19 protein-coding genes are annotated in these 15651 nt (G+C 65.2%); 11 read left to right on the plus strand and 8 right to left on the minus strand.

All coding sequences use genetic code 11. The features are described from left to right. Positions 1 to 1053 carry a quinolinate synthase NadA gene (gene nadA, locus ACXAED_RS11240; RefSeq protein WP_475049707.1) on the minus strand — a complete coding sequence of 351 codons (1053 nt, stop codon included), beginning with the start codon at positions 1051 to 1053 and terminating at the stop codon, positions 1 to 3. 290 nt (positions 1054 to 1343) lie between these two features. Here nadA and ACXAED_RS11245 point away from each other — a divergent pair, with 290 nt between their 5' ends. From ACXAED_RS11245 to ACXAED_RS11255, 3 genes are read left to right on the plus strand one after another with little or no spacing between them, the layout of a single operon-like run. After that, positions 1344 to 2048: an ABC transporter permease gene (locus tag ACXAED_RS11245; RefSeq protein WP_475049709.1), complete on the plus strand. Its 705-nt coding sequence runs from the start codon at positions 1344 to 1346 to the stop codon at positions 2046 to 2048. Then, entirely contained in the window at positions 2048 to 2758 is a 711-nt protein-coding gene (locus ACXAED_RS11250; protein ID WP_475049710.1) for an ATP-binding cassette domain-containing protein, read from the plus strand. Before ACXAED_RS11245 ends, ACXAED_RS11250 begins: the two co-directional genes overlap by 1 nt. Beyond that, the gene (locus ACXAED_RS11255) at positions 2755 to 3558 is read left to right on the plus strand and encodes an ABC transporter substrate-binding protein (protein WP_475049712.1); all 804 of its coding nucleotides are present in this window, start codon (positions 2755 to 2757) and stop codon (positions 3556 to 3558) included. The genes ACXAED_RS11250 and ACXAED_RS11255 overlap by 4 nt, the downstream gene beginning before the upstream one ends. Before the next feature lie 296 nt (positions 3559 to 3854). On the opposite strand, the gene phnF is transcribed toward ACXAED_RS11255, so the two are convergent. Beyond that, positions 3855 to 4568: a phosphonate metabolism transcriptional regulator PhnF gene (phnF, locus tag ACXAED_RS11260; RefSeq protein ID WP_475049714.1), complete on the minus strand. Its 714-nt coding sequence runs from the start codon at positions 4566 to 4568 to the stop codon at positions 3855 to 3857. Between the two features lie 107 nt (positions 4569 to 4675). On the opposite strand from phnF, the gene phnG reads away from it, so the two are divergent. Genes phnG through phnN form a run of 7 tightly spaced genes read left to right on the plus strand, consistent with a single transcriptional unit; the run spans position 4676 to position 9692 of the window. Next, on the plus strand, positions 4676 to 5128 hold the full coding sequence (gene phnG / locus ACXAED_RS11265; protein WP_475049717.1) for a phosphonate C-P lyase system protein PhnG: 453 nt from the start codon (positions 4676 to 4678) through the stop codon (positions 5126 to 5128). After that, complete coding sequence (phnH, locus tag ACXAED_RS11270; protein WP_475049718.1) at positions 5128 to 5712, plus strand: phosphonate C-P lyase system protein PhnH; 585 nt, start codon at positions 5128 to 5130, stop codon at positions 5710 to 5712. The genes phnG and phnH overlap by 1 nt, the downstream gene beginning before the upstream one ends. 4 nt (positions 5713 to 5716) lie before the next feature. Continuing rightward, positions 5717 to 6817 carry a carbon-phosphorus lyase complex subunit gene (locus ACXAED_RS11275; RefSeq protein WP_475049719.1) on the plus strand — a complete coding sequence of 367 codons (1101 nt, stop codon included), beginning with the start codon at positions 5717 to 5719 and terminating at the stop codon, positions 6815 to 6817. Continuing rightward, a complete protein-coding gene (locus tag ACXAED_RS11280) occupies positions 6814 to 7671 on the plus strand; it encodes an alpha-D-ribose 1-methylphosphonate 5-phosphate C-P-lyase PhnJ (protein WP_475049721.1) in 858 nt (285 codons plus the stop codon). Before ACXAED_RS11275 ends, ACXAED_RS11280 begins: the two co-directional genes overlap by 4 nt. Further along, complete coding sequence (gene phnK, locus ACXAED_RS11285) at positions 7671 to 8441, plus strand: phosphonate C-P lyase system protein PhnK (protein WP_475049724.1); 771 nt, start codon at positions 7671 to 7673, stop codon at positions 8439 to 8441. The genes ACXAED_RS11280 and phnK overlap by 1 nt, the downstream gene beginning before the upstream one ends. 10 nt (positions 8442 to 8451) lie before the next feature. After that, entirely contained in the window at positions 8452 to 9135 is a 684-nt protein-coding gene (gene phnL, locus ACXAED_RS11290) for a phosphonate C-P lyase system protein PhnL (protein WP_475049727.1), read from the plus strand. Then, positions 9132 to 9692 (plus strand): phosphonate metabolism protein/1,5-bisphosphokinase (PRPP-forming) PhnN, encoded by a 561-nt coding sequence (gene phnN / locus ACXAED_RS11295; RefSeq protein WP_475049730.1) that lies wholly within the window; start codon positions 9132 to 9134, stop codon positions 9690 to 9692. Before phnL ends, phnN begins: the two co-directional genes overlap by 4 nt. Here the strand turns inward: phnN and ACXAED_RS11300 are convergent. After that, a complete protein-coding gene (locus ACXAED_RS11300; RefSeq protein WP_475049732.1) occupies positions 9674 to 10357 on the minus strand; it encodes a DUF1045 domain-containing protein in 684 nt (227 codons plus the stop codon). The genes phnN and ACXAED_RS11300 overlap by 19 nt on opposite strands. A 50-nt stretch (positions 10358 to 10407) precedes the next feature. Here ACXAED_RS11300 and ACXAED_RS11305 point away from each other — a divergent pair, with 50 nt between their 5' ends. After that, complete coding sequence (locus ACXAED_RS11305; protein ID WP_475049735.1) at positions 10408 to 11550, plus strand: alpha-D-ribose 1-methylphosphonate 5-triphosphate diphosphatase; 1143 nt, start codon at positions 10408 to 10410, stop codon at positions 11548 to 11550. A 54-nt stretch (positions 11551 to 11604) separates the two neighbouring features. Here the strand turns inward: ACXAED_RS11305 and ACXAED_RS11310 are convergent, their stop codons facing one another. From ACXAED_RS11310 to ACXAED_RS11330, 5 genes are read right to left on the minus strand one after another with little or no spacing between them, the layout of a single operon-like run. Next, a complete protein-coding gene (locus tag ACXAED_RS11310; protein WP_475049738.1) occupies positions 11605 to 12084 on the minus strand; it encodes a class I SAM-dependent methyltransferase in 480 nt (159 codons plus the stop codon). Beyond that, entirely contained in the window at positions 12085 to 12843 is a 759-nt protein-coding gene (locus ACXAED_RS11315; protein ID WP_475049741.1) for a polysaccharide deacetylase family protein, read from the minus strand. Then, positions 12840 to 13976, minus strand: a complete 1137-nt coding sequence (locus tag ACXAED_RS11320; RefSeq protein WP_475049743.1) for a glycosyltransferase family protein — start codon at positions 13974 to 13976, stop codon at positions 12840 to 12842. The genes ACXAED_RS11315 and ACXAED_RS11320 overlap by 4 nt, the downstream gene beginning before the upstream one ends. Continuing rightward, on the minus strand, positions 13973 to 14560 hold the full coding sequence (locus ACXAED_RS11325) for a histidine phosphatase family protein (protein WP_475049746.1): 588 nt from the start codon (positions 14558 to 14560) through the stop codon (positions 13973 to 13975). Before ACXAED_RS11325 ends, ACXAED_RS11320 begins: the two co-directional genes overlap by 4 nt. Beyond that, a complete protein-coding gene (locus ACXAED_RS11330; protein WP_475049748.1) occupies positions 14557 to 15645 on the minus strand; it encodes a glycosyltransferase family 4 protein in 1089 nt (362 codons plus the stop codon). The genes ACXAED_RS11325 and ACXAED_RS11330 overlap by 4 nt, the downstream gene beginning before the upstream one ends. Between the last annotated feature and the right edge of the window lie 6 nt (positions 15646 to 15651).

Below are 15651 nucleotides of genomic sequence, written 5' to 3' on the forward strand. Positions count from 1 at the left end.
TCAGATGCCCAGTTTTTGGCTGAGGTCGATCATCCGCTGCACTGCCACGCGGGCCTTGTCGGCCACTTCGGGATCCACCTCGACCGGCTCGGTCATGGTGTGCAGCGACCACAGCACTTTCTCCAGCGTGATCTTCTTCATGTAGGGGCACATGTTGCAGGGGCCGACAAACTCCACCTCGGGCAGCTGATCGGCGATGTTCGAGGCCATCGAGCATTCGGTGATCAGCAGCGCCTTTTCCGGCTTTTCGTCGGTCACGTATTTCACGATGCCGCTGGTCGAGCCGGAGAAGTCAGCCTCGGCCACCACGTCGGGCGGGCATTCCGGGTGGGCGATCAGCCGGGTGCCCGGGTTCCATTCGCGGAAGTCGCGCAGGTCCTTGGCGGTGTACTGCTCATGCACGATGCAGGAGCCCTCCCACCAGACGATGTTCTTTTCCGGAACCTGCTGGGCGATGTTCTGCGCCAGATACTGGTCCGGCGTCATGATGATGGTGTCTTCTTCCATCGCTGCAACGATCTGCGCCGCGTTGGAGGAGGTGCAGCAGATGTCCGACGCGGCTTTCACCTCAGCGGTGGTGTTGACATAGGTGACCACCGGCGCGCCCGGGTAGCGGCGGCGCATTTCGGCGACGCCTTCGGCGGTGATGCTTTCGGCCAGCGAGCAGCCTGCCTCCATGTCGGGGATCAGCACGGTTTTCTCCGGGCTCAGGATCTTGGAGGTTTCGGCCATGAAATGCACGCCGCACTGGACGATCACGTCTGCCTCGACCCGGGTGGCCTCGATCGCCAGCTGCAAGCTGTCGCCGACCACATCCGAGATGCCGTGATAGATTTCGGGCGTCATGTAATTATGCGCCAGAATCACCGCGTTGCGCTGCTTCTTCAGCTCCAGGATGGCCGCAACATAAGGCGCATGGGTGGCCCATTCGATGGGGTTCACCACGCGGTTCATGCGGGCGTAGACATCTGCCATCTGTTCGGCCAGGGCCGGGTTAGGGGCCAGATCATAGTGGGCGGCGAGCTGATCCCGCATGGATTGCAGGTCGAACATGGCGGTTCCTCAAGGTTGCGTCCGGGGTGACACTTTGGGCGGGGGTTGTTTCACGTTCAAAACGCGCACGCAAGCACGCGTGTCGGGTTTTGCACGCAAATGCGGTGATTTGGCGCTAACAGGCGGCATCTTCAGGACGCTTGTGTTTCAAAGATGGGGATCAAGGGCATAAATTTCCAGCCGGAGTGCCGTTTTTGGCTGTCCCGGCGTCCTGTCCTGTGATTTTGAGCCGTGCAAAGCCATGTTAAACCGGGCTGAATTGGGGCCCCTTGGGAGAGCGACCGGACGCGATGAATGATCTGTGGGCAGGACTGTGCCAGGCCTTTTGGCTGCTGGTGACGCTGGACGCGGATCTGGTGGAGATCACCCTGCGCTCCTTGCGGGTGACGCTGACCGCTCTGGCCATCGCCTGTGCCATTGCGCTGCCGCTGGCGGCCTTTCTGGCGGTGCGCCGGTTCCGGCTGCGCCGCGCCACGATTGCGGTGCTGAATGCGCTGATGGGGCTGCCGCCGGTGGTTGTAGGGCTGGTGGTTTACGTGTTCCTGTCCCGGGCCGGACCGTTCGGTGTCTTTGGCCTGCTGTTCACACCCACGGCGATGATCATCGCGCAGGTGATCATCGTGGTGCCGCTGGTGGCCTCGGTCGCGCATCAGTCGCTTCGGGAGCTGTGGAGCGATTACCACGATCTGCTGATCTCGATGAATGCCACCCAATTCCAGCGCATCCAGACGCTGTTATGGGATGGCCGCCGGGCACTGCTGACCGCCGCGCTGGCGGGTTTTGGCCGCGCGATCGGCGAGGTGGGCGCGATCATGGTGGTGGGCGGCAACATCGACCATGCCACCCGGGTGCTGACCACTGCGATTGCGCTGGAGACCGGCAAAGGGGAGTTCGCCATGGCGCTGGGGCTTGGGTTTGTGCTGATTGCCCTGGCGATTGCGGTCAACCTGGCGATCCACTGGCTGGGCCGCACCGAGAGTGAGGGGCGCTGGTGATGCAGATGTTCCCGCTGGTGGCCCAGGGCGCCCAGGTGCGCCGCCGCGGCAAGGTGCTGGTCGGGCCGGTCGATCTGACGCTTGGCGGGCAGGGAACCTCTATCGTCATCGGCCCTAACGGGGCGGGCAAAACCACGCTGCTGAAAATGCTGCATGGCATTGTACGGATGAACGGCGGCAGCCTCGACTGGGCCTGCCCGCTGGAAGAAGCGCAGAAGCGGCAGGCGTTTGTGTTCCAGACCCCGGTGATGATGCGCCGTACGGTGATCGATAACATTGCCTATCCGTTGCGGCTGACGGGCACCGGCCGCCGCGAGGCGCGCACGCGGGCGGCGGACTGGGCGGCCCGTGTCGGCCTGGGGAGGATCCTGCAGCGTCAGGCCACGATGCTGTCGGGTGGTGAGCGGCAGAAGCTGGCGCTGGCCCGGGCCCTGGTGCGCGAGCCGGATGTCCTCTTCCTGGACGAGCCCTGCGCCGCATTGGACGGGCGCGCCACCCGCGAGATCGAGGAGATCCTGGCCCATGCCGCCGGAAGCGGCACGCGGCTCATCATGTCCACCCACAACATGGGGCAGGCGCGGCGGCTGGCGGATGAGGTGATCTTTGTCCTGGGCGGCCGCATCCACGAATTCAGCCCGGCGGAGGATTTCTTTGCCGGGCCCCAAACGCCGCAGGGGCGTGCCTTTCTGAACGGAGATATTGTCGAATGAAACGTTTGATTTTTGGTGCCATTGCATCCATGGCCTTTGCCTCTGCCGTGCTGGCTGAAGAGATGAAGATGGCGGTGACGACCTCCTTCCACAATTCCGGGCTGGCGGAGATCCTGCTGCCGGAGATCAAGAAGGATCTGGGTCTGGATGTGCAGCTGCTGGTGGTTGGCACCGGCCAGGCGATCCGTCTTGGCGAGGCGGGCGACGTGGACGCGATCCTGGTGCACTCCAAGACGGCCGAGGAGAAGTTTCTGGCGGGCGGCAACGGCACCCACCGGCGAGAGATCATGTACAATGACTTTGTCTTCATCGGCCCCAAAGGCGATGCCGCCGGGGTAGCCGGTTCTGAGGACGCGGCGGCTGCGCTGCAGAAGATTGCCGGGGCGGACGCCTCCTTCGTTAGCCGCGGCGATGACAGCGGCACCCACAAGAAAGAGCTGTCACTGTGGAAGGCTGCGGGGCTGGAGCCCGAGGGGTTTGGCGAGTGGTACCGGGCGGTTGGCTCTGGCATGGGTGCTGCGTTGAACACGGCGGCGGGCATGGACGCCTACATCATGTCGGACCGGGCCAGCTGGCTGAACTTTGGCAACAAGGCCGGACTGGCGCTGCTGTTTTCGGGCGACCCGGTGCTGTTTAACCAATACGCTTACATCCCGGTGAACCCGGAAAAGCATGGCCACGTGAAGAACGGGCTGGCGATGCAGCTGGAAAGCTGGCTGGTCTCGGACAAGGCAAGGGACCTGATCAACGGTTACCGGATCAACGGCGAGACGCTATTTATTTTTAACGCCGAACAGTAAGGCAGCGCAGGCACTCCCGCCCATTCCGGACATCACAGATGCCCTGAATGGTTGGGCGCAGCACCGCGCTGCGCGCGGTGCGGTCCCGTGCTTCGGTGAGGTGTGTGCCCCGAAGCGCTGTGCCGAATCCGATCCGCCCCCCCACCGCGTGAAGGGTGAACTGGCCTGGTGTACGGCTGCTGGTACAGCATTTGACTCGGCTTTTGGGAGAACTGCCGCGCCGCGCGTCAGCGCGGCGCTATGCCAACTGTGAGTGGCAATTTCAATTGCACCGGAGCAGGCGGGAGCATTCCGCGTCAGGTTTCGCCGCCAACCGTCAGCGTCACCCGGTCGCCCGCAAACCATGTGCGGCCGAACTCGATCGGGATTCCGGCTGTGTCCACGCTGACAGACGTGGTGCGCAGGATGGGGGCCCCTTCGCTGATGTGCAGATGCAGCGCCTGGGTGGCGGTGGCGAGCTTGGCAGCGATGCGGGTTTCCAGGCGGGTATAGTCCTCGATCCCGCAGCGCTTCAGGGCCTCGGTGATTGAGCTGTCCGCCTCCAGCGCGTCGCGCAGCCCTGGCAGCCGCGCGGCGGGAAACACCGCCTGGGCCAGGGCGATGGGCTGGCCGTCGGCCAGCGAGAGGCCGTCATAGACATGCACCGGATCTCCCGCCTCCAGCCCCAGCGCTTCCGCCTCGCGCAGCCCGGCGGCGCGGGTTTCCAGCATCAGCATTTTCTTGGCCGGAGTCCGCCCCTCGCGTGTCAGGTTTTGATGGAACCGCACCCGCTTGCCGATCGGGTAGTCGGTTGGCCTGGCGGCCACGAACACCCCTGCACCGCGGCGGGAATGCACCAGGCCCTGCTCTGCCATCTCCGCCAGTGCGCGGCGCACGGTGTGGCGGTTGACACCGAACCGGGCCGCCAGCTGCGCCTCTGCCGGCAGCTTGCCGCCGGTCGCGTACCGGCCCTGTGCAATATCGTCTGTCAGGGCGATGGCGATGGATTTCCAAACGGGTGTGCGGGCCATGTCACGGAACTTTCACAAGTCTGGGATTGCGCCGGCCGAGGCGACTCGGCTAACATTTGTCTAGTTGTATAGTAAAAATAGACAACCCGGCCAAGAGGCATAGACAGATGAAACCCACTTTTCCCGCAGAGGACCGCAAAGGCTGGATGAGCCTTCTGGCCACTGCTGATGAGGCCCGGCTTGCTGAGCTGTGGCAAACCTACGGGACCGATCCCGCTTGTGAATGGCTGCGCGTGCCTGAGGCCGGCGGTGTCATGGTGAGGGGCCGCATGGGCGGTTCCGGTGCACCCTTCAACCTCGGTGAGATGACCGTAACGCGGTGTGCGCTGTCGCTGGAGGATGGCACCATTGGCCACGGTTACGTGCAGGGCCGCAGCAAGGCCAAGGCAACGATTGCCGCCAAGGTCGATGCGCTGATGCAAACCAGTGCTGCGGCAGGCCTGCGCGCGGCGGTGCTGGCGCCTCTGGCCGCAGCGCGGCAAGCGCAAAAGGACGGGCGCGCAGCCAAGGCGGCAGCGACCAAGGTCGAGTTTTTCACTATGGTGCGGGGAGAGGATTGATGAGCTTGCAACCCCGGAATGCCGTATATGCGGGCGGCTTCAGCAATCCCCCGGTGGCTGCAGCACATGCCTTCCGTGCGGCGATGAATGCGATGGCCCGGCCCGGCCAAGTCCAGGACATCACCGGAGCTGTACCGCCAGATGGGATCTCGATCGCGGCGGGCAGCCTGCTGCTGGCCTTGTGTGACCCGGAAACCGGTGTCTACCTGGCGCCGGATGTGGACAGCGAGGCCTTGCAAGGCTGGCTGGCATTCCACACCGGCGCGCCGATTGTGCCGGCGGAGCAAGCGGATTTCGCGCTCGGCGGCTGGGCAGCGCTGGCGCCGCTCGACCGCTTCCGCATCGGTAGCCCGGAATACCCCGACCGCTCGGCCACCCTGATTGTCGAAACACCCGGCTTTGCTTCACCCAACGCGGTGCTGCGCGGCCCCGGCATCAAGGACACCGCCCGGATGCAACTGCCGGAGCTGGCTGCGTTTCAGAACAACGCGGCTCTCTACCCGCTGGGCGTGGACGTCTTCTTCACAGCGGGATCGCAGGTGGCTGCGCTGCCGCGTTCAACGCAAGTAACCGCGGAGGCCTGAGCTTATGTATGTTGCAGTCAAGGGCGGCGAGCGCGCCATTGAAAACGCTCATGCCTGGCTGGCTGAGGAGCGCCGCGGCGACAAGGATGTGGGGGAACTCTCCCTCGCTCAGATCCGCGAGCAGCTCAGCCTGGCGGTGAACCGGGTGATGGCGGAAGGCTCGCTCTACGATCCGGACCTTGCGGCGCTAGCGATCAAGCAGTCCCGCGGGGATCTGATCGAGGCGGTCTTTCTGATCCGGGCCTACCGCACGACCCTGCCGCGGTTTGGCTATTCGCAGCCAGTGGAGACCGGGGAGATGGCATGCGACCGCAGGATCTCGGCAACCTTCAAGGACGCGCCGGGAGGGCAGGTGCTGGGACCGACGTTTGACTACACCCACCGCCTTCTGGACTTTAAACTGGCCGCCGAAGGTGAGGTGCCCGAGGCACCGGCCGCGGAGCCGCGCAAGGCGGCCACGCCGCATATTGCTGAGTTTTTGCAAGGAGAGGACATCATCGAGCGGGAGCCGGCCTCGGACGCGGTTCCGGGCGATCTGACGCGTGAGCCGATGTCCTTCCCGGCGGGCCGCGCGGTGCGGCTGCAATCGCTCACCCGCGGCGACGAGGGGTTCATCCTGGGCATGGCTTATTCCACCCAGCGCGGCTATGCGCGCAACCATGCCTTTGTCGGTGAACTGCGGATCGGAAAGGTGCCGGTGGAAATGGAAATCCCGGAGCTGGGCTTTGCGATCGAAATCGGCGAGGTGGAACTGACCGAATGCGAGACGGTGAACCAGTTCAAGGGTTCCAAGACAGTGCCGCCGCAGTTCACCCGCGGCTACGGGCTGGTTTTCGGCCAGTCAGAGCGCAAGTCCATCGCCATGGCGCTGGTCGACCGCGCGCTGCGCTGGGAGGAACTGGGCGAGGACAATGTCGGTGCCGCCGCGCAAGACGAGGAGTTTGTCCTGAGCCACGCCGACAACATCCAGGCCACCGGCTTTTTGGAGCACATCAAGCTGCCGCATTACGTGGATTTCCAGTCCGAGCTGGAATTGGTCCGCAAACTGCGCCGGGAAGCGGCGGAATTGGCAGAGACGCTGGCGGCACGGGAGGCTGCGGAATGACCGACTACAACTTTGCATACCTTGACGAACAGACCAAGCGGATGATCCGCCGGGCGATCCTCAAAGGGCTGGCGGTGCCGGGCTATCAGGTGCCCTTCGCCAGCCGGGAGATGCCGATGCCTTACGGCTGGGGCACCGGCGGGGTGCAGGTCTCGGCTGCCACGCTGACACCGGACGACACGCTGAAAGTGATCGACCAAGGCGCCGATGACACCACCAACGCGGTCTCGATCCGCAAGTTCTTTGAAAAAACAGCGGGGGTTGCGACCACTGAGGAAACCGAAAGGGCCAGCGTCATCCAGACCCGCCACCGGATTCCCGAGGCGGAGCTGACCGAAGATCAGATCCTGGTCTACCAAGTGCCGATCCCGGAGCCGCTGCGCTTTCTGGAGCCGCGGGAGACCGAAACCCGCAAGATGCATGCTTTGCAGGAATACGGGCTGATGCACGTGAAACTCTATGAAGACATCTCGCAGCATGGCGCGATTGCCACTGCCTATGCCTATCCGGTGAAGGTGGAGGGGCGTTATGTGATGGACCCGTCGCCGATCCCGAAGTTCGACAACCCTAAGATGGAGATGGCGGCGATCCAGCTGTTCGGCGCGGGCCGGGAGCAGCGTATCTATGCAGTGCCGCCCTACACCAAAGTCGTGTCGCTGGATTTCGAGGATTACCCGTTCGAGGCCAGCAAGGCGGATCATGCCTGCGACCTGTGCGGGGCGCAGGACAGTTATCTGGATGAAGTGATCCTGGACGACGCGGGCAACCGGATGTTCGTCTGCTCAGATACCGATTACTGCCGTTCCCGGCGCGACGCAGGCCACAGCGGCCGTCTGGGTAAGGAGGCCGCGTGATGACGCCTTTGCTGCAAGTGAAAAACGTTGCCAAGCTTTATGGCGCACGGATCGGCTGCACTGGTGTGAGCTTCGATCTCTACCCAGGCGAGGTGATGGGGGTTGTGGGTGAAAGCGGTTCGGGCAAATCGACCCTGCTGAACAGCCTGGCAGGCCATCTGACGCCGGACCGGGGGGAGGTCATCTTTGACACCCGTGCGGACGGACCTGTGGACACAGTCACCATGTCTGAGCCGGAACGGCGGATGCTGGGCCGGACCGACTGGGCCTTTGTGCATCAGCACGCCCGCGACGGGCTGCGAATGTCTGTCTCGGCCGGCGGCAATATCGGTGAGCGGCTGATGGCCGTGGGCGACCGGCACTATGGTTCGATCCGTGAGCGGGCAGTCGACTGGCTGGGCCGGGTCGAGATCTCCGAAAGCCGTATTGACGACCGGCCTTCGGCCTTTTCCGGGGGCATGCAGCAGCGGTTGCAGATTGCCCGCAACCTGGTGACCGGCCCGCGGCTGGTGTTTATGGACGAACCGACCGGAGGCCTGGATGTGTCCGTGCAGGCGCGGCTTCTGGACCTGTTGCGCGGGCTGGTGCGCGAGATGGGGCTGAGCGCGATTATCGTGACCCATGATCTGGCCGTTGTGCGCCTGCTGGCGGACCGGCTGATGGTGATGAAGGACGGCCAGGTGGTTGAAACCGGGCTGACCGATCAGGTGCTGGACGATCCCCAGCACGCCTATACCCAACTGCTGGTCTCCAGTGTGCTGCAAGTCTGAGGACGGGGCGATGATTGAACTGAACAACGTGAGCAAGAGCTTCACCCTGCACAATCAGGGCAGCGCGGTGATCCCGGTGATGGAAAACGCCAGCCTGACCGTGAAACCGGGCGAATGCGTGGGGCTGACCGGTGCCTCTGGGGCGGGCAAGTCCACCTTGATGCGGGTGATCTACGGCAACTATCTGGCAGCTTCCGGCAGTGTCATGGTCGGCGGCGTCGATGTTGCCAAGGCCGAGCCGCGTGAAATCCTGAAACTGCGCCGCGAGACTTTGGGCTATGTCAGCCAGTTTCTGCGGGTGGTGCCGCGGGTGCCGGCACTGGATGTGGTGGCCGAGCCGCTGCTGGCCGTCGGTACGCCGCTGGAGCAGGCGCGCGACAAGGCGGCTTCGCTGCTCGCGCAGCTCAACATCCCCGAACGCCTATGGAGCCTCAGCCCCACGACCTTCTCCGGGGGGGAGCAGCAGCGGGTGAACATTGCCCGCGGTTTTGCCTATGGCTACCCGGCGCTGCTGCTGGATGAACCCACGGCCAGCCTGGATGCGCAGAACCGCGCTACCGTTCTGGGCTTGATCGAAGGCGCCAAGGCGCGCGGGGCGGCGATCATTGGTATCTTCCACGACGAGGCGGCGCGCCAGCAGGTTTGCGACCGGTTCGTGGATGTGTCGGGCTATGCGCCCCAGGCCGCGGCATGAGCGGGCCCGCTGAAAAGGGGCCCGTCATCGCGGTGGTCGGGCCATCGGGGGTGGGCAAGGACAGTTTGATGTCTGCCCTGGCGGTGTCCGGCCCTCAGTTGCGGCTGATGCGGCGGGTGATCACCCGCGCGCCGGAGGCCGGCGGGGAGGACTACCACGCGGTCACGGAGGCCGAGTTTTCCGCCCTCGCGGAGAATGATGTCTTTGCCTTGCACTGGCAGGCGCATGGCCTGCACTACGGCATCCCGCGTGACATCGAATTGGTGCGGGAAGGTGCGGGCGGAGTGCTGGTGAACCTCTCCCGCGCTGTGCTGCTGGAGGCGCAGGAGGTGTTCGGCAATTTCATCGTGCTGTCGGTGACTGCGCGGCCAGAGGTGCTGGCCGAGAGGCTGTCTGCCCGCGGGCGGGAAGGTGCCGAAGAGGTTCAGCGCCGTCTGGCCCGGGCCGTCAAGCCCTTGCCGGACGGGCTGCGCAGGGTGCATGAGGTCGACAACAGCGGCGCGCTCAGCGCGGCCGTCACGGCCGCTCTGGCAGGCCTTCAGCCGGAAAGGGCGTAGCGGTGGATCAGGTGAAACCTTCCGTCAGGTCCTTCGCCCGCCAGTACGATGTCGCGGATTATCAGCGGTGCCGGGAGCAGCGGGATCAGACGCTCTTCAAGAGCCGCCTCGACCGCCGGCAGATCCGGTTTGGGCAGCTTGCCTGTGAGCGTGATGTGAAACCGGAACTGCTCCAGAACAAATGGGTAGCCCCAGAGGTTCAGGTTTTCGTCCTGTTCCGGGCTCAGGCCTGCGCCTCGGCGGCGGTCCAGTTCGGCTTGGGCCGGCGGCGCACGGAAACGGTCCAGCTCCGTCACGCAAGCGGCGGCCAGGGAGTTCAGCGCCGCCTCATCGCCTGTGGGGCGCAGGGCCAGGAAGCGGCCAAGCCGGGCAAGATGCAGCCCGTCCAGCGAGACCGGTGTTTGCGTCGCGGCCAGTTCTGCGCAGGCAGCCTCAAGACCGGACTGGGTTTGTCCTTCGGCAAGGCGCATTGGCGGCTTCAGGGTGGCGTGCAGCCCGTATTTGCGCGGAACCTCCGTGATCGCGGACAGCTCCAGCCCGGTTCCCTCCGGTTGGGGCAGGCTGCGGCCCGCCGCCATGTCCCAGCCCAGCCAGCTGGCGCCAAACCGGCTCCATTCCGCTTCGGCGGGCGGGGCGTAATAGATCGCGTATCGCGTGAATGTCACATTGGCCTCCTAAACGTGGCCTTCCATAGCTCGAAAGATGTGAAGTTCAGATGACAGAAGAGTTGATCCTTGCCAATGCCACGCTGGTCCTCCCGGGGGAAACACGAACCGGCAGCGTGAAGATTGCCGGCGGCGAGATAGCGGATATCGCGGAAGGCACCGCGGTTCCGGAAGGCGCCATCGACTGCGCAGGCGATTTCGTCTGCCCGGGGCTGGTGGAGCTGCACACCGACAATCTGGAGCGTCATATCCAGCCGCGTCCTAAAGTGGACTGGCCGCACGCCAGCGCGATCATTGCACATGATGCGGAACTGGCGGGCACTGGCATCACCACGGTGTTTGATGCAATGCGCGTTGGCTCGATCACCCGCAAGGAAAGCCGCTATGGCGCCTATGCCCGCAGGCTGGCCAGCGAGCTGCTGGAGCTTCGGGCGGCGGACGCGCTGAAGATCTCCCATTTCCTGCATCTGCGGGCAGAGGTTTGCTCGGACTCGCTGGTTGCGGAGCTGGAGGCTTTTGGCGCGGCAGACAGGGTCGGGCTGGTCTCGCTGATGGACCACACCCCGGGCCAGCGGCAGTTCCGCGACCTCTCCAAGCTGGAGCAGTATGTGAAGGGCAAGCACGGGTTCGACGATGCGGGCTTCCAGGCGCATGTCGCCCATCTGAGGGAGCTGCGCGAGACCTACGGCGATCTGCACGAGGCGGAGGCGGTGAAGGCGGCCAAGCGGTTCGGCGCGGTGCTGGCAAGCCATGACGATACAACGGCAGGGCAGGTGGCCGTTTCGGCGGGCCATGGCATTCAGCTGGCGGAGTTTCCGACCACAGTGGAGGCCGCGCAGGCCTGCCACGCCCATGGTATCAAGGTGATGATGGGCGCGCCGAACCTGATCCGCGGCGGCTCGCACTCCGGCAATGTTGCAGCGCATGAGCTGGCGGAGCTGGAACTGCTGGACATACTGTCGTCGGACTATGTGCCGGCCGCTCTGTTAATGGCGGCTGTGCGGCTGGGCGACCTGTGGGGCGACACGGCGCGCGGCCTGGGCACGGTCACGCATGCGCCGGCCGATGCGGTGGGGCTGCACGACCGCGGGCGGCTGCAGACCGGCAAGCGTGCCGATCTGATCCGGTTCCGTGTGACAGCAGGTGCGCCTGCAGTTCGCGGGGTCTGGTCGCGCGGATTGCGGGTGGCCTGACCGCGCAGCCGCGAATGCGGGCGAAGCGCCCGCCCTCTCGGGGCGGGAGCTGGATCAGCCGGCCCGGTAGAACATGTAGCGGCCCGCCGGGATGCCTTCGGGACCGTCAAGCTCCTCGAAACCGGCCAGCGGCTGGCCGGAGACGATGATGCCGCCCGGCGCCATCACCTCCGCAATCACAGGGGACAGGGCAGCCGCTTCGGCCACGTCCTTTTCCTTGACCCCGAAGCCGAAGTCATAGTGCGCCAAGGCAATCCGGCGGTCTTCGGCGGCAAGCCGCTCCAGCATCGGCCTTGCCTCGCCTTGCAAAAAGTCTTGTTCCGGCGGGATGCAGGAGGGGTGGCATTGCAGTACCCGGTCGATCACCCAGATGCGGCGGCCGGAGAGGATTTCGCGCAGATGGTCGTAAGTGCGCCCGTTGCCGAGCCCCATGTCGAGCACATCGCCCTCCATCGCGCTGATCTGCTCTGCGGCCCAGTTCAGCCCATCGCGCTGGGCAGTCAGGCGGCGCAGCATGGAGTCGAGACGGCTCATTCAGGACATCCTTTCATCATAGATCCAGGCCTCGGCCGGCCCTGCCAGCAATCGCTTTGCAAGCGCGGCAGTGAACTCCCAGACCGCTTCGTCATGCACAAGGTGGTGAGTGAGAAGGCCGTAGGGTTCTGTATTGTCCGCATCACCCTGGCGGCGGTCGCGCAGCTGACGCGTGACTTGCGAAATCAGCTGCTGCTGCGGAAGCAGGCTGCGGGAGCCCTTCCAGTCGATCGGATCCAGGTGTGTGTTAACCCGCAACAGGCCGGAGGCGGGTTTGGCGCTGCTGCGCGGACCGAAGGTGGAGACGGCTGTGAAACCGGCGCCGGCCAGCCAGGTCAGCATTTCCGGCGAGACCCTGTTCCACGGCGGCACGAACATAGGGCGCAGGCTGGCGCCAAACAGCTCCCGCAGGCGGGTCAGGCCGCGCTCGGCGTCGTCCAGCAGTTCGTCCAGCGGCCGGTGAGCCCCGAACTCCGCCTTCTTCTCGCCTGCAGGGGCGTTGTTCTGGTGCGCCCAGCCGTGCACCACCGGGATCAGCTGCGTATGGTCTGCAACAAAGCGGGCGAGGTCTGCCGTGGTGCCCTGCGGGATCACGGCCAGGTGCACCGGCAGATCAAGCTCCGCGGAGAGGTCCGCCAACCGGTCCAGTTCCGCCGACTGGGACATCGCGTCATCGTCCCGCCACCACAAGGGCAGCGTCAGGCCCGCCTCCTGCCAGTGCTCCAGTTCCCGGTCCAGACCGCTCCAATCCGGTTTCATCCGCGCCCTCCCGCAAGTTCTGCGGCAATCTCCACACTCCGGGCGGCTCCGTCAAACCTGAAACCGCCTGCCAGCCGCGGCGGAGCCTGCATTGCCGCCTTGACCGCAGCGCATAGCGTTTCAGGAGTGAGGTCCGCTGTTTTGACCACCTCAATGCCGTTCAGGGGTGCAAGGCTGGCGGCACGCAGGCCCTGTTCGGTCTCGTTACCCGCATCAAAGGGGATCAGGACCGCGGGCGTCCCGGCCTGCAAAAGATCGAGCGCGGTGTTGTAGCCGCACATGCTGACAGAGGCGGCGGCATGAGAGAGCATCTGCCGGAAGTCCCTGCGCGCCGGCTCCAGCAGGGCAGGGGAGCCTGCCTTGGCAAACTCCGCGATCCGCGCGCCGGCGTCCGCGCCGCCGACCAGCAGGCGCCAAGGGATGTCCGGCATCTGCTTGGCGGCTTCCAGGGCTGCCCGGTAAAGAGGCGTGCCGACGCTGCCGCCGCCGGCGCTGACCAGCACCTCGCCGCAGCCCGCCTGCTGTGGATGAGGACCCGCGGCTGGCGGCGCCACATAGCCAGTGTAGCGCAGCTTGCCGGCCAGCATCGGCGAGACCGGCCAGCTGGCCTCCAGCCTGGTGGCCGCGGGGTCGGAGTGGACCAGCACCGCATCGTAATACTTGGCGATGACCTCATCGGCCTTATCCGCCTTCTCCGGTTTGGAGGGCGGGGCGAGGATGTCGCGGATTGAGGACAAGATCAACGGCGGCCGTGGCAGCGCATGAGCAGCTTCCAGCAGCGCCAGAAATTCACGGCGCAAGGAGCGGCGGCCAAACGGGTAAAGCTCGGTAATCAGCACGTCGGGCTGCAGCTCGTGCAGGGCTGCGCAAAGGGCGTCTTGGCGGCGGGCCAGATAAGTTTCCTCTGCCAATGACCCATCCGCGGCCAGCAGCCGGGTGAAATCCACTCCGTCCGAGCGCAGCGGCAGCAGCTGGATCACCTCGATCCCTTCGGCGTTAAGCTGCGGGGCGGGGAAACCGCCGGAGGCCACTTGAACCTGGTGCCCGGCCGCGGTGAAGGCACGCGCCAGCGTCAGTGCCCGCGAAAGGTGGCCGGTGCCGAGGAGGTGGGTGACGGCAATCAGGACTTTCATGAGGTCCACTCTTGGATCAGCCGGACAGGTTCGGCCCAAGGGGTGAGAGAGACCCCCTCCATTTCCACCACAAACAGCCGGTTGCGTTTGATGCGGAACGGGGCGGGGCCGTCGAAATCCCAACCGTATGCGCGGGCCAGGATCATCCGCATGATGCCGATGTGGCAAACCGCGACCGCGTCACGTGTCAGGCCGTGCAGCCAAGGGGCAATGCGGGTCCAGACCTCTGCTGGGCTCTCGCCGACGGGCGGGCGGTAGTGCCAGCCCCAGTCCTCGATATCGCGAAATCCGCTGTTTGGATCCGCCTTCAGGTCCAGCCCGTGCAGGCCTTCCCAGTCACCCCAGTTCATCTCAATCAGCTCTGGCGCGGTGCGGGGCGGGCGGCCTGCAGCCAGTTCAGCGGTCTCCACCGCGCGCATCAGCGGGCTGGACCAGAGTTCCGCCTGGTCCCACGGCGCAGGCAAGGTGTAACCGCGCAGTTCCTCGCGGGCCTGATCGTCGAGCGGGATGTCACTGCGCCCCTGGATGCGCCCGGCGCGGTTCCAGGCGGTATGGCCGTGGCGCAGAAGGGCGAGGCGGATCATGCGGGTGTCTCCATCAGCGGGGCGGTAATGTCCCAAAACTGGCGGGCCGCGGCGGGGGCGAGGTGGTTTCGGGCGATGTGGTCACGTCCTTCCCGGCCAATGCGAGAGCGCAGTGCGGGGTCTGCCAGCAGGCTGGCCGTGAAAGCGGCCAAAGCTTCCGGGCCGTCTTCGGGCTCCGGGTAGGTTTGGGGAAGCAGTATATCACGCACGCCGGGGCGGTTCTGAGCGGCCACCGGCAGCCCATGGGCCTGAGCCTCCAGATAGACCATGCCGAAGGCTTCGTTCACACCGGGCCACAGGAACAGGGAGGCGTGGGCGTAGGCTGCTGACAACTCCTCGCGGGTGAGCTGGCCGAGGAAGCGGACTTTTCCGCCAAAGGCACCCATCAGCGCCTCAACTTCGGAACGGGCCGGGCCTTCGCCAGCAATGTCCAGCTGCCATTCCCCCGGCAGGAGCGCAAGAGTTTCCGCGATGATCCGGTAGGAACCGAGCTTGTCGCCCGCGCGCATCATGCCTGCGGTCAGCATTGGGCCGTCTAAAGATGAGGCAGCGGGCAGATCCTCAAACGGAAGGAAAGGCGGAAGGGGAGCAATGACCTGGTTGCCGCATCGGTCGCGCTCCAGCGCAAAGCGGTCCTGTGCGGTGAAATAGAAGATCGCCGCAGCGGCATCGGCAGCAGTGTGAGCGGCCTCGGCAAATCCCGCCCATGGCCCGGTCAGGCGCTTCTTGGCGCGGGTGGATTCGATCTGCACATAGGGTATTCCGCGGGCGCGGGCCACGGCAGGTCCGATCAGGTCCGGTGCCTTGTAATAGTTGTGATAGGTGACCCAGAGGTCAGCTGCCGACAGGTCATGGATCAGCCGTTCGGCCTCGGCCTTTGCCGCCTTGCGCAGATCTGCCTGCAGCGCCGCATCGCCGTGTTTGTCGTAGATCCTGAGGTCCGAGGCCAGTTGCACTTCTGCGCCACTGGCGGTGAGAAGGCCCATCAGGTTGCGGGCAATCTCGCGGTCGCCGGAGGGCACCGGGTGGTGCGGCGGCTTCATCGGCGCGTAAAAGGCGACCCGCTTTCCGGCTCCCGGCGGCATGACCTG

It is taken from the genome of Leisingera sp. ABM4_103, assembly GCF_056158685.1.

Bases quoted from the DNA above. Each gene is read 5' to 3' on its own strand.
- ACXAED_RS11320 (WP_475049743.1), bottom strand. From the start codon at position 13,976: ATGAAAGTCCTGATTGCCGTCACCCACCTCCTCGGCACCGGCCACCTT.
- ACXAED_RS11275 (WP_475049719.1), top strand. From the start codon at position 5,717: ATGTATGTTGCAGTCAAGGGCGGCGAGCGCGCCATTGAAAACGCTCAT.
- ACXAED_RS11330 (WP_475049748.1), bottom strand. From the start codon at position 15,645: ATGCCGCCGGGAGCCGGAAAGCGGGTCGCCTTTTACGCGCCGATGAAG.
- ACXAED_RS11305 (WP_475049735.1), top strand. From the start codon at position 10,408: ATGACAGAAGAGTTGATCCTTGCCAATGCCACGCTGGTCCTCCCGGGG.
- phnK (WP_475049724.1), top strand. From the start codon at position 7,671: ATGACGCCTTTGCTGCAAGTGAAAAACGTTGCCAAGCTTTATGGCGCA.
- ACXAED_RS11245 (WP_475049709.1), top strand. From the start codon at position 1,344: ATGAATGATCTGTGGGCAGGACTGTGCCAGGCCTTTTGGCTGCTGGTG.
- ACXAED_RS11310 (WP_475049738.1), bottom strand. From the start codon at position 12,084: ATGAGCCGTCTCGACTCCATGCTGCGCCGCCTGACTGCCCAGCGCGAT.
- phnH (WP_475049718.1), top strand. From the start codon at position 5,128: ATGAGCTTGCAACCCCGGAATGCCGTATATGCGGGCGGCTTCAGCAAT.
- ACXAED_RS11325 (WP_475049746.1), bottom strand. From the start codon at position 14,560: ATGATCCGCCTCGCCCTTCTGCGCCACGGCCATACCGCCTGGAACCGC.
- nadA (WP_475049707.1), bottom strand. From the start codon at position 1,053: ATGTTCGACCTGCAATCCATGCGGGATCAGCTCGCCGCCCACTATGAT.
- phnG (WP_475049717.1), top strand. From the start codon at position 4,676: ATGAAACCCACTTTTCCCGCAGAGGACCGCAAAGGCTGGATGAGCCTT.
- ACXAED_RS11255 (WP_475049712.1), top strand. From the start codon at position 2,755: ATGAAACGTTTGATTTTTGGTGCCATTGCATCCATGGCCTTTGCCTCT.
- ACXAED_RS11250 (WP_475049710.1), top strand. From the start codon at position 2,048: ATGCAGATGTTCCCGCTGGTGGCCCAGGGCGCCCAGGTGCGCCGCCGC.
- phnN (WP_475049730.1), top strand. From the start codon at position 9,132: ATGAGCGGGCCCGCTGAAAAGGGGCCCGTCATCGCGGTGGTCGGGCCA.
- phnF (WP_475049714.1), bottom strand. From the start codon at position 4,568: ATGGCCCGCACACCCGTTTGGAAATCCATCGCCATCGCCCTGACAGAC.
- ACXAED_RS11315 (WP_475049741.1), bottom strand. From the start codon at position 12,843: ATGAAACCGGATTGGAGCGGTCTGGACCGGGAACTGGAGCACTGGCAG.
- ACXAED_RS11280 (WP_475049721.1), top strand. From the start codon at position 6,814: ATGACCGACTACAACTTTGCATACCTTGACGAACAGACCAAGCGGATG.
- phnL (WP_475049727.1), top strand. From the start codon at position 8,452: ATGATTGAACTGAACAACGTGAGCAAGAGCTTCACCCTGCACAATCAG.